At 67.5% G+C, this 14,872-nt stretch carries 9 protein-coding genes; 3 read left to right on the top strand and 6 right to left on the bottom strand.

Going from position 1 to position 14,872, the window contains the following annotated elements; all coding sequences use genetic code 11:
• Nucleotides 1–54: 54 nt before the first annotated feature.
• On the top strand, nt 55–1,347 hold the full coding sequence (locus QOZ89_RS06520; protein WP_071053641.1) for an ABC transporter substrate-binding protein: 1,293 nt from the start codon (nt 55–57) through the stop codon (nt 1,345–1,347).
• Nucleotides 1,348–1,553: 206 nt separating this feature from the next.
• On the opposite strand, the gene QOZ89_RS06525 is transcribed toward QOZ89_RS06520, so the two are convergent.
• Together QOZ89_RS06525 and QOZ89_RS06530 are read right to left on the bottom strand one after the other, a co-directional pair.
• A complete protein-coding gene (locus QOZ89_RS06525; RefSeq protein ID WP_071053640.1) occupies nt 1,554–2,063 on the bottom strand; it encodes a VOC family protein in 510 nt (169 codons plus the stop codon).
• A 319-nt stretch (nt 2,064–2,382) separates the two neighbouring features.
• The gene (locus QOZ89_RS06530; protein WP_312623290.1) at nt 2,383–3,552 is read right to left on the bottom strand and encodes an amidohydrolase family protein; all 1,170 of its coding nucleotides are present in this window, start codon (nt 3,550–3,552) and stop codon (nt 2,383–2,385) included.
• A gap of 425 nt (nt 3,553–3,977) precedes the next feature.
• On the opposite strand from QOZ89_RS06530, the gene QOZ89_RS06535 reads away from it, so the two are divergent.
• Entirely contained in the window at nt 3,978–4,946 is a 969-nt protein-coding gene (locus QOZ89_RS06535; protein ID WP_071053639.1) for an LLM class flavin-dependent oxidoreductase, read from the top strand.
• A gap of 283 nt (nt 4,947–5,229) precedes the next feature.
• Entirely contained in the window at nt 5,230–6,828 is a 1,599-nt protein-coding gene (locus tag QOZ89_RS06540) for a FadR/GntR family transcriptional regulator (protein WP_312623292.1), read from the top strand.
• Nucleotides 6,829–6,888: 60 nt separating this feature from the next.
• On the opposite strand, the gene QOZ89_RS06545 is transcribed toward QOZ89_RS06540, so the two are convergent.
• From QOZ89_RS06545 to QOZ89_RS06560, 4 genes are all read right to left on the bottom strand, one after another.
• Nucleotides 6,889–7,707 (bottom strand): TIGR03620 family F420-dependent LLM class oxidoreductase, encoded by an 819-nt coding sequence (locus tag QOZ89_RS06545; RefSeq protein WP_312623294.1) that lies wholly within the window; start codon nt 7,705–7,707, stop codon nt 6,889–6,891.
• A 150-nt stretch (nt 7,708–7,857) separates the two neighbouring features.
• A complete protein-coding gene (locus QOZ89_RS06550) occupies nt 7,858–11,655 on the bottom strand; it encodes an ABC transporter permease subunit (protein WP_312623296.1) in 3,798 nt (1,265 codons plus the stop codon).
• A gap of 1 nt (nt 11,656) precedes the next feature.
• Nucleotides 11,657–13,348 (bottom strand): type 1 periplasmic-binding domain-containing protein, encoded by a 1,692-nt coding sequence (locus QOZ89_RS06555; protein ID WP_312623297.1) that lies wholly within the window; start codon nt 13,346–13,348, stop codon nt 11,657–11,659.
• A 758-nt stretch (nt 13,349–14,106) separates the two neighbouring features.
• The gene (locus tag QOZ89_RS06560; protein ID WP_312623298.1) at nt 14,107–14,544 is read right to left on the bottom strand and encodes a VOC family protein; all 438 of its coding nucleotides are present in this window, start codon (nt 14,542–14,544) and stop codon (nt 14,107–14,109) included.
• Nucleotides 14,545–14,872: the final 328 nt, after the last annotated feature.

The following is a 14,872-nucleotide window of genomic DNA, read 5'->3' on the forward strand; positions in this document are numbered from 1 at the left end:
GGTGCTCACCCACCTGGGTGAGCACCGCCGCGATGATGACAAAGGAGCCGCGGCATGTCACTTCCCGCGAACAACCGATTAATGAGAGCAGCTACACTCGCGGTCAGCGTCAGCGGCCTGGCCGCGTCCCTGGTCGCCTGTGGTGGCGAAGGCGCGGGCGGGGCGGGCGGGGCGGCGTGTTCGTCGACGGTGCCCGGCATCACGCCCACCGACGTCAAGGCCGGCGTCGTCTGGAACGACACAGGGCCGGGAGCCGAAACCATGCGCGCCTTCCGGGCGGGCGTGGACGCCCGCCTCCACGTTCTCGACGAGGAGGACGGCGGCGTCAACGGGCGCAAGGTCACCTACGCCTGGCGCGACGACCAGGCCGATCCCGCCCTCAACGTGCGCATGGTCCACGAGCTCCTCGACCAGGAGAAGATCTTCGGACTCATCTACGCGCCCGGCGGCGGCAGTGACTCGGCCGCGCTCCTGCAGGAACGCAACATCCCGGTGGCGGGTATCGCCAGCGACAGGGCGTGGCTCGGCATGAACAACATGTTCTCGTGGTTCTACCTCGGGAACGGCTCCAGCACCACCTTGGGCAAGTACGTCCGCGAGCAGGGCGGCACCCGCGCCGCCGTCTTCACGATCGGCGCGAGCTCCACGAGCGATAACTACGCACAGCAGGTCGTCGCGAGCCTGAAGGCAACCGGCGTCAAGATCGTCAAGGTGTTCAACGTCAGCCAGATCACGAGCTACGAGACCGTCGCCCAGCAGATCAAGGCCAACGACATCGACGCCCTCGCCGGCGTGCTGCTCCCCGACGCGGCCGCACAGCTGCTCCCCGAGCTCGCCAAGATAGGCTTCACCGTCGGCGGCGGCCTCAAGGCCGCGCTGATGCCGCTGGGCTATGACGACAACAGCCTGGCGAGATACGGCAGTTCGCTCGCCGGCGCGTCCATCCTCACCGACGTTCAGCCTTTCGAACTCGACACCGACACGCAGAAGAAGTTCAAGCAGGCGATGAGCGACTACGTCCCCGAGATCCAGCCACCGACCCAGGACCAGGCGGTGAACGGCTGGACCTCGGCTGACCTGTTCATCCGCGGCCTGCAGGCCGCCGGGAAATGCCCGACCAGGGAGTCCTTCATCTCCGGACTGCGCGCCGTCAGGAACTACGACGGCGCAGGCCTGACCGCCGACGCCAACATCGACCTGTCCACGAACTACCGCCAGACCTCCACCTGCTACTACGCCATCAAGATCAGCCCAGACGGGTCCAGGTTCCAGCCGGCCAGCAACACGGCCATCTGCGGCGACGTCATCACCCCGCAGCAGATGACCGCCCTGAACCAACAGCCCTGACGGTTCGGGGACGGCCCGGCCGGGCCCGCCCCATGAGGACGCGCCAGCCCAAACTCCGGCCGATTCCGAGGCGCCGGTGAGGTCACCAACCGGGACGGCAGCGGCGAACTGGCGCACCCGAAAACCGACAGAATGACCCTCGACTCGATGTCGATCAAGCTGAGAACACATCGACGATCTCCAGCAGCTCGACTGGCGAAACTAGGTCAGAGGCTCACCATCTCGATGGTGGGGAATCCGACGGCGCTGCAGTCCAAGTAGCACATCTTGTAAGTCGGGTGGTTCTCGAGGAAAGCGTCCTTCGACGCGCCGTCGACAGAGTCGGCTGCTGCCACAAGCGCCTCTCGCTGCATGTCGAAAACGATCTCGCACCCGGCCTTGGTGAACGCCTCGAGGTACTGGTCGAAGTCGGGGACGAGAATGCCGATGTGGTGCAGGCCTGGTCCGTAACGGGCCAGGTGGTCGCTGTAGATGTTTCCCTCGGACGTCGGCGACAGCAGCTCGATCCTCAGTGCGCCTGGCGACGCCTCGCCAGCCATTCCAGCACCGTTCGGCAGTTCAGCGATGACGTAGACACCCATCCCGAAATCCACCCGCTCAAGGTCCCTCACACCGAGCGCTCTCAGCGACGCCGTCGAATGCTCCAGGTCCCGGGTCAGGTAACAGAAGTGCGTGAAGGTGACGGGAATGTCGCCAAGTTCCTTGGGTAATTGCATGAATCCTCCAGCGGCATGGCCCATGACGCCGTTCGAATCGGCGTGACGGGTCGATGAGCTACGTGATCGTCCCGTACCGGACTCCCCGTTCGGGCGTCGGCAAGTGCCGTGGTTCCGCCAAAGACGATACCCTTCCACTGGCCCCACCGACCTTCGCGGAAAGCCCCTCGGCCAGTCCCCATACTTCACCTGGGAAGTGCCCCTCGATCTTGCGGATGATCGGACGTCAGACGCCCGTATCGTCCCAGGCCAGGGGCACTTTCCCGTCACCGGACCGGCCGGATCCGTCACATCGGCTGGAATTGGCTGAACAGCAGGGCTAGGCCCAACTCGACCCGGTGCGGAACGCGAAGCTGGCCGCTCCCTCGGGGACGGCATCGACCTGCCTCGCGAGCTCCGCCGCGGTCGGGGCGTTGATTTCGCGGGCGACGGCCTGGAGGGCCGCCCTGTCGAGGTTGTACAGCTCTATGGCGTTCTCGCCCACCATCCGCCGCGTGGACTCCTCGGGGATACCGGAGAAGCCGTTGCGAAGCGACAGCTTGGTCACCGAGGGCATGTCGGTGCCGTCGGGATAGACGAACGTGCCTTCCATGTGGGGGTAGTCGGTGCCCCACATGAGTTGTGTGGAGAAACCGCCGTCGACGGCCGCCTTGGCCTCGACCGGGGAGGTGAAGGTGGCCCCGAAGAACACGTTGCGGTCCATGTACTCGCTGGGACGCAGGGGCAGGCTCTCGACCAACTCGGGCATCATCTTACGGGCCGCCCCCATCGTCATCTCGTAGATGCCGTCGAGCTCCGCGACGAGCCAGGGCCACCAGTTGCCGGGGGACTCGGTGATCACGAGCTTGAGGCCGGGATGCCGTTCGAACACGCCTCCGAAGATCATCCACCAGATGGCCCGCCTCGACATCCAGCCGCCGGTCTCCATGGAGTGCACCATCGACAGGTACCACCCCGGGCGACGAACCTTGGCGGTCGACCCGGCGCCGATGGGCACGTGGGTCACAAGCGGGATCCCGCGCTCCTCGCACGCCGACCAGAAGGGGTCCCAATCCGAATCGGTGTACTCAAGGATGCCCTCGCGCAACGTTGGGAAGTTGACACCGCGGAGCCCGGAGTCGTGTGCGCGAACCAGCTCCGCCGTCGCAGCCTCGATGTCCCACATCGGTAAGTGGGCCAAGCCAACGTGACGATGCGGTGCCTGAGAGACGAAATCTGCCAGCCATCGGTTGTAGATCTCCTGACCAACCGCGACCAGCTCGCCCCTGTGGTCCGCGTCACCGGAGTTCGACGGCGTGAACGGGACCGGCTCGAGATTCTGACTGCCGTGGTAAAGCACACCAGCGGCGACGCCGTCGTAGTCATAGTCGGCGATCCGAGCCTTGTGGTCATAGTGGCCGGGCGTCCTACGGTTCGGGTGGGGTGGCAGGAAGTCCGGCACCGTGTGTGCGCCGTTCGTCGTCGCGAACGCGTCGTAGTCGTCAATCAAGGTGCTTCGCTGGACAGTACTGACGGAGATCCTCGACGAGCCTCGGCCCGACATGCGTGTCGTTGGACACGAGGATGACCGGCTCGTCCGCCTGGTTGGCACTCATCGATTTCTCCTTCACTCGGACCATGCCCGAAGCGTGGACCCGACAGCCGCGCCGATCCGGCTGTCGATGTACGGCATCGTCCCAGATAACATGCGACTGCGTCAACTCATTGTTGGGCTACGGATGCCGCGCCGCCGGACGACCTCGCCATCTCGCGAGGCGCCCGGGTTAGACAGTCGACCGAGTCAACTGTATAGTCTGAGAGCCGTGTGGCCTCGGTACGTGGGGTTTCACATGGGTCCGCGTCCCAGGACGCCACGGAATCGCGACGGCACGACGCTCGAAGCACTCGATCGCTGCCGTGAGGAGGCAATCTCCGTTGAGGTTCTCGCTTCGCTTCGATTTTCGCAGTCCGGAGTTCGCCGGTGTGCCGCTCGCCGACCGTTTCGCGGCCGCGATCGAGATGGCCGTGTGGGCCGACGACCTCGGCGCCACTTCGATCCTCCTGCCCGAGCACCACGGATCGCCTGACGGGCTCCTGCCGAGCCCGCTGCCAGTCGCCGCCGCCATGGCGGCGCGGACGAAGCAGGTCCGGCTCAGCATCGCCGCCTTCATCGGGCCCTTCCATGACCCTCTGCGGCTGGCCGAGGACATCGCCGTCGTCGACCAGTTGGCGCGGGGACGCCTGGACATCATCGTCGTGGGCGGCTGGGCTCGGCACGAGTTCGACATGTTCGGTGTCGAGATGCGGGAGCGTCCCAAGCGCGTCACGGAGGTCGTGACCACCCTGAAGCAGGCGTTCACCGGCGAGCCGTTCGAGTTCCGTGGCCGAACCGTCCGGGTCACGCCCACGCCATGCCAGCCTGGTGGCCCTCCCGTCGTCATGGGTGGGGACAGCGAGGGAGCGGCCCGCCGGGCAGCGCGCATCGCCGACGGGTTCGTGCCCAGCAACCCGGGGCCCTGGGACTTCTATCGTGACGAACTCTCCAAGCTTGGAAAGCCAGACCCCGGCCCGACGGACACGGGCGACGGCAGCCACGTCACGCTCTCCGACGACCCAGAGGCGGCGTGGGAACGGCTGGGGCCGTACCTGCTCCACGATTGGAACTCGTACGTGTCGTGTTGGTTCTACGGTGCCGAGGAGACCTTCACACCGGAGACCGACGTCGCCGTACTCCGGGCGAACGGGCGATACCGGATACTCACGCCCGCCCAGTACGTCGAAGAACTGCATACCCGTTCGGACCCGTTGGTGACGCTCCACCCGATGTGCGGTGGTATTCCCCCAGAGCTGGCATGGGAGTCGCTCCGGTTGTTTGAACGCGAAGTGCGGCCCAAGTTCGCCTGATGGAGACGATCAGGTGCCGGGCTCGCCGCGGGTCCTCCAGCTGGTAAGTCCGACCGCCACCTGCCTCCATGTCGGCTACCTCACAGGCGACCTCGACCGGCCGGCTACCTGGCCCGCGACGTGCCGAGGCTCGACCATCTCGCCGACTAGGTCGCCGGCTTCACCAGTACCTCGCCTGTGAGCGCATAGACTTGGGTGTTCTCACCCTGATCGGAACCCGCGAAGAACGAAGGACGGTGCGCGTGCGCCAGTACGCTCAGCATCAGTGGCGATCGACGCATCAGTGGCGATCGACTTGATGAAGGCCACGCCGGCCCAATCGGGCTTCGCACCCACGGCCGGACGACTGGACGCTCTGCCCCGCCCGTCGTGGAATACGCCTCGCCGAACCTGGAAGACCTCGCATCTCCTGGCCGCCGATCTTCGGCGACAGATCCTGAGCGGCGAGCTGGTCGCCGACCAACGGCTCCCCACGGAATCTGACCTCACAGCGGCGCTGGAGGTCTCCCGCGAGACGCTTCGAGAGGCACTGCGGATCCTCGAGTCCGAGTCGCTCATCGAGATCCGCCGCGGCCGCAGTGGCGGCGCGGTGGTTCGCCGGCCAGGACTGGCATCGGTAGGCCGGTACGTCGCCCTGCTCCTGCAGGTCCGGAAGGCCACAGTGGCGGACCTCGAGGAGGCTCGGTCCGTCATCGAGCCGCGCGCTGCGCTGGAAGTCGCGATCCGGGCCAGCGACGACGAGCTCGACCGTCTCGTGGCGCTCCATGACGAGGAACGGCGCGCCGAAGGAGACCCTCTCTCGTTCGCGACGGCTGTCGTCGCCTTCGACCAGGCGATGACGGATGTCTGCGGCAACCGTTCCATCGCCGTCATCGCCGGCGTCCTCCGCGACATCTACGCCGGCCAGGTCTATGCGGCGGTCGGCGCCACAGATCCCCGTTCGGCGGCGCGCGTCGCCCGGACGGTGGTCGCCGGACACAGCTCGTTTCTCGACGCTGCTCTGCGACGCGATGCCACCGTCGCCAAGGAGGCATGGAGCGACTACCTCATCAGTACGAGCAGGCTCGTCCTACGCAGACGCGAGAGTCGCGATCCCATCGACGTCACGCCGCTGTGGACGGCGCAGGCGACCCGGGTCGGTGAGGAGCCGACGCAACGAGCAGCGGCGGTCGTGGCGACCGAGGTCAGATGCCGGATCGCCGATGGCCGTCTTCAGGACGGGGACCGGCTGCCGCCGATCATGGAACTGGCAAAGGAGTTCGGCGTCTCCCGACCGACGCTGCGCGAAGCATTGCGGATCTTGGAGATGGAACGGCTGCTGGACCTTCGCCCCGGCGACCGTGCTGGGCCTTCGATTCGACACCCGGCCAGCGATCGCGCTGCGCAGCTCGCCGGAAACGTGCTCGAGGCTCAGCAGACGACGGTCGCGGACTTCGCCAGAGCCGTGCAGTTGATCGAGCCAGCCATGATAGAGCTGGCTGCGTCACGTGTAAGCCGCAGTTCCCTGAAGACGCTCCGCGCCATCGAGGCCGACATGGCAGCGTGCGTCGATGACAGGCCACGGTTCGTCCAGGTCTGGCGGGACGGCATCACGGCTGCGTTCGCGAGCACGCGCAACCCCGCACTCGCGGTCGTCGCCGAGATGCTCCAGTGGGTTCGGGTTGGCATCACTGCGACCCTTACCCAGACGCCGGAGGGAGCCAGGTTCAGTCACCTGGATAGCGTCCGTAGGCGGCAGGCCTTCTTGGAGCTCGTCGAGGCCATGGCCACCCAGGACTCGTCCAAGGCAAGATCCGTCTGGGAGGCCTTGGTCCGTCCCACGGCGGCGTACAACGAAGCGTCCGAGTTGGGTCACCTCCTGGTGGTCGACCTGATCGGGTGACGACCCGCGAACCGAGCGGCCATGGTGTTGGCCGCTCGGTTCGGCCGGGTCAGCAGCCTGTCAGACACCGCGCAGTGCCTTCCACGCGTCGGGATGAAGTTCACCGCCCGGCGCGACCTGGAGGCAGACGTGGTCGGCACCCGCGGCCCGGTGCTGTGCCACACGCTCGGCGATCGCGTCCACATCTCCGCAGACGAACACGGCATCGACCAGGGGATCACTGAGTGACGCGATGTCGTCGTCAGTGAAGCCCGCCCGCTTCCAGTTGTTGGCGTAGTTCGGCAACTTCGAGACCTGCGCCAGCTCCTGGCGGGCGATGTCGCGCGCCGACCTCGGGTCGCTGTCGAGCACGACGTTTTGCGCGACAGCGAGGAACCGGCCCTCGCCCAGGTTCTCCCGGGCCGTCGCCGTGTGTTCCGGCGTCACGAGGTAGAGCAGCGAGCCCGCGGTGCGCTCGCGCGCCAGCTGCTGCATCTTCGGCGAGAGGGCCGCCAGACACCGCTGCTCCCGAGGCACCTCGAGCGCGCCGAGAAACGCCTCCATCGTGGCGAGCGGCCGACCCCACGCTTCCCCGATGAGCGGCGCGTGGCTGACACCCAGGCCGAGGAGCACACGGGACCGATGGTCGGAGGAGAGCGCGTTCCACCACGTGTTGGCTGCCTCGGCCGTCTGCATCCACACGTTCATGACACCCGTTGCCACAGTGATGGTCGAGGTCGCACGCAGCAGGGCGTCCAGCGAGTCGAAGACTGGGCCACCGAAGTCGGGAACCCACACTGCCGTGTACCCGAGCGACTCGAGCTCGGCGGCGGCGTCGGGGACCGACCCCGGGTCACCATAGCGGAGCGCCGTCGACCAAATACCCGTTCCTGTGAGCACATTGCCCTCTTCTCTGGTGGATCGCCGCCGCCTTGCCCTTTCGCGCTGTGCGGGGCGCTGCCCTCAATAATATAGTGGACTCAGTCGACCGTATAGAGCCCGCGAGGCCAGGGGTTTCCATCAGCTCGATGCAGCCTCGCGGCTCTTCGATCACCCGCCAAGTGCGCCGGAGCGATAGACGGTCGCGTCGTCGGTCCCGAGGTAGCAGGCGACGACGCGGGGGTCGGTGAGGACGTCGTCCGGGTTGCCCCGGGTCACGACTTGACCGAATTCGAGTGCGATGAGCTCGTCGGAGACGTCCCTCAGCAAGGGCATGTCGTGCTCGATCACGATGAGGCTGGCTCCGGTCTCCACCTGCACGCGACGCAGCAGTGGCGCGAGTGCCTCGGTCTCGCGCTGCGCGATGCCGGAGGAGGGTTCGTCGAGGAGGAGGACCGAAGGCCGGTGGGCAAAGGTGCACGCGATGTCGACGACCCGGCGGGTTCCCGTAGACAGCTCGCGGATGAACTTGTCGCGGTAGGCCTCAAGGCCCATGAGCTCCACGAGCTCGGCGACTCGGGCCGCGATCTTGCGCTCGCTGTCGGCGACGCTCGGCAGGTTCAGTGCGGCGGCGACCGGGTCCTTGATCTCGATGCTCCGTTCCAGGGCCAACGCGATGGTGTCGTTCACCGTGAGGTTGGGGAACAGCCGTGCGTCCTGGAACGAGCGGCCCAGGCCAAGCCGGGCGCGCCGGTCGGGACCGTAGGAGGTCACGTCGGCGCCGTTGAGGATGATGGCCCCGGAGTCCGGAACGAGATAGCCCGAGATGATGTCAAACAGCGTCGTCTTGCCGGCGCCGTTGGGGCCGATGATTCCGAGGATCTGGCCTGCTTCGAGGCGCAGCGACAGACCGTTGATGGCGAGGATGCCCCCGTAGTGCTTCGACACCTCCGCCACCTCCAGCACCGTGGACGTCGGTCCGTTGTTGCTCGTTCGACGCGGGCTCTCGGGCTGCTCAGCGTGGCCGCGCGTCGTGCCGCGAGTGGCTGCGCCTTCCATGTAGACGCTGCGAAGGAGGTCGGGCCGATGGAGGAGCTCGGCGGTGGGGCCGTGGAAGCGGACCTCGCCCTTCTCCATGTAATATGCCTCGTCCGCGATCGTGAGCGCGACGTTGACGGACTGCTCGACGAGCACGACGGTGGCGCCTTCGTCGCGGAACGTCCGCACCGCATCCATGAGCTCCGAGACGACGACGGGCGCAAGGCCGAGCGAGAGCTCGTCGATGAGGATCAGCCGCGGCTTTCGGAGGAAGCTCTGGGCGAGCGTCAGCATTTGCTGCTCGCCGCCGGAGAGGTTGCCGGCGGCAGTCGCCCACCGCCGCCGGAGCACGGGGAACCGGCCGAGGACGTCCTCCATGGCCAGGTGGGCCGAGGCGGCGTCGCCGTCCAGCCGCCATGTCGCGACGCGCAGGTTCTCGCCCACCGTCAGTGACGGGAACACGCCTCGGCCGCCGGGAACGAGCGACACACCACAGGAAGCGATCTTGGTGGCTCTTCCCCGGAGGGCCGCTCGGTCGAGCTCGATCGACCCGCGTTTGGCGCGGGTCAGGCCGGCGACCACGCGCAACAGGGTCGACTTGCCGGCGCCGTTGGTGCCGAGCAAGGCGACGATTTCGCCGGCCTGGACCTCGAAGTCCACACCGAAGAGCACCTGCACGCCGTCGTAGCCGGCGTCGAGGTTACGCACTGCCAGCAACGGTGCTGGCTCGGCAACCCGGATCGCAGGCTGCGGCTTGGGGGGCGCCACGATCTTGCGCGTCCTCGCCGCGTCGTCCGCCGTCCTGGTTCCGGCGGCGTCGGCGATCAAGCTTGGCACCAGCAGTCCCCGCCGTCTGCCGACGGCCCGCAGTCCGATGTCGCGCACGCCGTACAGCAGCGACCCGAGCCCGTTGGGCATGAGGCCGAGTACCGCGATGAGGCCACCTCCGGTGGCCAGGACCTCGACGCCCCACTGGATCGGGCCCCGATCAGGCAGCAGGACCAGGAACCAGGTGACGCCGTTGAGGTACAGCGCGCCGATCACGGCACCGGGGACGGACCCGAGACCACCGATGACGACCATGGTGAACACCCGCAGGCTGTCGGTGACGCCGAACTGCGTCGCGTCCAACGTCTGCTGGCTGTGCACGAACAGGGCGCCGGCGACGGCTGCGAGCGCGCCTGACGCCGCGAACGCGGTGAGAGTGACGCGCGAAGCGTTGATGCCGTATGACTCCGCGGCCCGTTGGTTGTCCCGAATACCCATCAGCGCACGCCCGGTGCGGCTTCGTCGCATCCCCCGAATCATCAACAGCGCGATGCCGACGAAGGCCAGGCAGAGGTAGTAGAAACGGCGCTCGGAGTCGATCGCCAATCGACCCAACAGCGGCAGGCGATCGATGTGGTCGTTCGGGCCGGGGAGCCAGTGGATCACATCTGCGTTCAACAGGTAGGTCGAGGTCGTCACGGCCAGCGCGAACGTGGTCACCGCGAAGAACAGACCCTTGATGCGGAGTGCCGGCAACCCGACCAGGACAGCGGCCCCAGCACCACACACGGCGGCGATCAGGAACGACTCGAGCAGGTCCCAATGCCAGTGGACGGTGATGGCCCCGCTGACGCCGGCACCGATCGCCATGAAGGCGACATGACCGAGGCTCACCTGGCCCGCCCACCCCGTGAGCACGACGAGTGACAGCCCGACGAGCATGTAGATGAGGACGAGCGCAGCGAGGTTCGTACGGCCCGGACCCATCATCCATGGCACGGCGAGAGCCACCGCGGCAAGGACCCCGACCACCGCCCGACGGGTCCAGCGGACCTCGGGCAGGCCCGCGAGCTCGACGGGAACCGGCCTCGCCTCGGCGACGGCGCGCCAGCTCGAGGTGTCGCTGTCCTCGACACGCGATCCGCCGCGCCGCCGCCGGAGCAGCAGCGCGCCGAGGATCACGAGAAAGATGATCGGCTCGACGAGCTGGCCGTTGCCGGTGTGCCAGAAGATCGCCTGATCGAGCATGCCGAGGCCGACGGCGGCGGCCACGATGACGCCGAGGCGCTCCATGCGCCCGATCACGGCGGCCGCGAGCGCCCGCAGGAGCGTCGCCGGTCCCGCCACGACACCAGGTGTGCCCAGGGCCTCGCCGCCGACCCCGCTGGCGAGGAACACGCCGAGGGCCGAGAGCGTCGCGGCGACTGCCCAGACGACAGTCTGGATGCGCTCGACCGGCACGCCCAGAGTGGCCGCTCGCTCGGCGTTCTCGGCCGTCGCCCGGATCGCCAGGCCGACTCTGCTGCGGCGGAGGAAGACGAAAAGGGCGACGATCGCGACGGGGGCGGCGATCGCCGCAATCAGGTGGAAGGCGTTGAAGGTGACCGGGGAGATCGTCAGACGGAACGAGAACGGCGGCTCCACGCGGGTGAACGAGGAGCCGTCGAGCCAGTCGGCGACGAGGGCAGACAGGCCCAACAGCATCTGTGAGACCCCGATGGTCACCACCGTGAGGATGAGTCGGGGTGCCTTGAAGAACTGTCTGATCAACATGACGTAGACAACGACACCCACCACGCCCGCCGATGCCAGGGCCAGCACGAAACCGACCGGATAGGGCCAGCCGTAGTTGGCGATGAGCAGCACCATCACGGTCGCGGGAGCGACCCCCAGGCCGGCCTGGGCGAAGTTGACAACGCGGTTCGCCCGGTACACGAGCGCAAGGCCGAGCGCCAGCAGCGACGACAGCAGCCCGAGGATCACGCCCTTCACGAGGACGCCTGCCGGCGCCGGCCACAGCACGCGTTGGACGGCGAGGAAGACCACGACGCAGGCCAGCGCGCGGAGGACGCCGCGAACACGTGGGGCGTTCATCGCGCTGGCCAGCGTGGGCCGGACGTCCGCGCCAGCACCTGTGATCGCAGGGTCTGTTGGGGTCCTCACGTCAGCACCTGCGTTCGCAGTGTCGGTTGGGGTAGTCGGGCGCTAACTCGGCCGGCGGGATGGTGCCGAAGCTGACGACGGCTCCGCGCGGGTCGAAGGCGTTGGGCTCGCCGGATGGGATGTCATCGAGGGCAAGCCGTTTGCCCCCGTTCGCGTACTGGAACATCCCCTGTCCGGCATGGCCACTCTCGTCGATGCCCGTCGCGCCCGGGTCCCACCACACCTCCGCGACGTCCGCGACGCCCGTGTAGTTGTCGAACGGCCACTCGTTCGCGGCAGGCCCGTACGACCACGTCTCGGTCGTCACGAAACTCTGCGTGGCGCCGCCGAACGCCGGGAGGTCGAACAATGCCCTCTGGAACGTCTTCGGGTTGAGGTTCGGCCCCGCCATCTGGATCCCCAGGAAGAGGTCGTAGAGCTCGCCCGGAGCGACGTGGGTGCCGAAGGACTTGGCCTGCGGCAGGCGGCCGTACTCCCACCGGAACAGCCGCTCGGGCTCGGACTCACCCTCGGTGACCGGGGGAGCGGCGATGCTGAGGCCGTACATGTGAGCGGTCTGGGCCGGATCGAGGTACCGGGCGAGCGCGGTGGTGGTGTTGTAGCCGTACGGGGTGACGACCCACTCGGGGAAGTAGTGCTGTGCGGTGGCTTCTCGCTGCGCGGTGAGCAGCGCGCTGTAGTTGATGAACGGCACCACCACGTTCACACCCTCGTCACGCAGCTTGTCGATCGCCGCCTGCGCTTGTTGCGCGGAGGTCTGCGGGTCCGCACCGTTCGTCTGGTCCGTGGCAGCGACCGCGATCTCGTCGACCATGCTCACGCCGTACTTGCCGAGCTCCTGGTTGAACAGTTTGAGCGCGTTCTGGTCCATGCCGGCGGGATACAGGAGGCCGAACTTGCGGGTGCTGGACTGCATCTCCGGATCGCCCGCCCACTGGGCGTCGTGACCCGCGAGCCGCTTGCCGACGTAGCGGGCGAGGATCGTGAGCAGCTGCTGCTCCGAGGCCGACCGCACGCCCCAGAGATACGGCGCCCGCGCCTCGTACAGCGATTGCGGAGTGTCGAAGGTCGTGAAGGTCACGATGTCGCGCGCCGCCGCCTCGTTGTCATAGGTCTGACCTGTCGTGCCCCCTGCGATCGTGGCGAAGGGCTGCTCCGACGCCACCTGGATGGCGTCGGCACGTTGACCGGCCGCGTCCTCGCCAGTACCGGTCTGGAAGCTCAACGTCACCGTGCGGCCATACGTCTCGAAGTGACGGTTGAAGAGTTTGACCCAGTCAGTGAGATCAGCCTTGATCTGGTCGGTGGTGTCGGAGATGCCCGTGCCGGGCGGTATCGACTGCGGCACCCTCACGACCAGCTTGATCTCCGTGGCAGTCACCCCGCGTGCCGTCGCGCCGCCGTTGTTGTCGTCGGCCGTCCACATCGAGACGCATGGGGGCGCGAAGAACCGGCTCGGGATCATGAGCTTGCCCGTCTCGGGATCGCAGTCCGGCGCACTCGAGGCGCCGGCCGTCGGCGCGCCGCCGGCCGCCGCGGATGTCGGCGTCGACGCCTCCTCGTCGTCCGAGTGGGTGAGCGCAGGCACCACGCCGATGAGAACGACGGCGACGGCCCCGATGACGAGGAATATCCAGTAGCGCTTGAGCACCCGGCCGAGGTTGCCTAACACGGGCTCCTTGGGAGAGTTCATTCGGGTTGCCCCTTTCCACCTGATGTCACCGTTGCTGCGGCGGCCTCTGAGGGTGCTGCCTCGCCGGGCGAGACCTGGGGCCGGGCGGGAGGTCTCTGCTGTTCAGGAGCAGGCGTCAATCGCCCGCGACTGGCTCGATGCCGACGTCTTCAGAGGGCGCCGGCGTTCTCCCGGGAGACGTGCCCGCCGCCGCCCAGCGGCCGGGCACACCTCCCGGGGTCCCAGCGCCAGCCCGAAGGGGACCAGAGCCGGCGGCCCGGCCCGAGGCGGCTGGCGCCGGCCCGACCGGGAAAGTCCGCCCCGACACCGGACGTCGGGGATCGAAGTGGGTGGCTGTCGTGCCGCGACGGCGCCCGAGGTGGCGGCGTCGCAGTGGTACCGCATAATAGAGTTGACTCAGTAAGTTGTCTAGCGCCCGAACCGGCGGGTGACCACCTACAGCGCTTCAGCCGCCGCGGTGACACCCAGGCCAGTTCCGGCGGGAGGGCGCCGCGCATCGGAGGGAGCATCGGGAACGAGTCAGTCACGGCCTGAAGCTCCTCGATGGACTGGGCCCGGCGTGAGCACCCGGTACCGCCCGCTCGCGCGAAGCGCGGCAGCGTCGGTCAGTGCGAAGAGCGAATCGCGCGGAAATGTCGGACTGCGTCAACTGACTGACTCAAGTCAACTGACTGACTCAACCGGCGAAGCTCCCACCTCGGGGGCAGGCGCCTCGATCGCGTAGAGTACGGTCTGTCGGTCAGTGTCGACTTCAGGCCTCAGCTGGCGACCATCTGGATGATGGGGAATCCGATGGCGCCGCAGTCCAAGTAGCACATGTCGTAGTTGGGCGCTCGGTGCTCCGTCATCGGCACGCAGCCGGCGGCTATGAGCGCGTCGAGGCAGGCGTCGAAGTCGCTGACGGTGACCCCGAGATGGTGCAGTCCCGGCCCGTACTTGGCGAGATGGTCGCTGTAGAGATTCCCCTCCTCGGTCGGCATCAGCAGCTCGACCATGATCCAGCTCGAGGCGCCGTCCACCCCCGTCGTGCCGTCCGGCACCTGGGCCATGGCGTAGATCCCGATGGAGAACTCGACCCGTTCGACGACCTTGGCGCCCAGGGCGGCGAAGGTGGCGATGGACTGCTCGAGGTCTGCCGTCACGTAGCACACATGCGTGTACGTGATCGGGATGCCTCCAAGGTCGGGTACGTTCATGGGCTCCTCCACCTCGTGGTCGTTCGGCTGGCACCGTTCAGCGAGGCGAGGCGAACCGATCCAGAAACCGCCCGATGCCGGGTCCCGCGCCGCTGCAGCAGCGTGGCCAGTTCGGGAGCTCCTCGACGATGCCAGCCTAGGCGCCCCACTCTCCGACCAACATCGGACTGCGTCAACCATTTCTCCGAAAGTTGGACACCGTGGGAGGCGGGTCGTGTCGCCGCGCCGGGGAGGTCTCGAGCCGCCCACGTCGGGTCGGTCATCAGGCGGACGACACCCGACGTCCGGTCGGTCGCCGCTCGGAACGCCTCTGGGCGTCCTCAAGCGG

The organism is Pseudofrankia coriaricola (genome assembly GCF_032027725.1).
Lineage (GTDB): Bacteria > Actinomycetota > Actinomycetes > Frankiales > Frankiaceae > Pseudofrankia.

What these genes read in the sequence shown, in the direction of transcription:
- QOZ89_RS06520 (WP_071053641.1), top strand. Translation starts at nt 55, where the DNA reads ATGTCACTTCCCGCGAACAACCGATTAATGAGAGCAGCTACACTCGCG.
- QOZ89_RS06525 (WP_071053640.1), bottom strand. Translation starts at nt 2,063, where the DNA reads ATGCAATTACCCAAGGAACTTGGCGACATTCCCGTCACCTTCACGCAC.
- QOZ89_RS06555 (WP_312623297.1), bottom strand. Translation starts at nt 13,348, where the DNA reads ATGAACTCTCCCAAGGAGCCCGTGTTAGGCAACCTCGGCCGGGTGCTC.
- QOZ89_RS06560 (WP_312623298.1), bottom strand. Translation starts at nt 14,544, where the DNA reads ATGAACGTACCCGACCTTGGAGGCATCCCGATCACGTACACGCATGTG.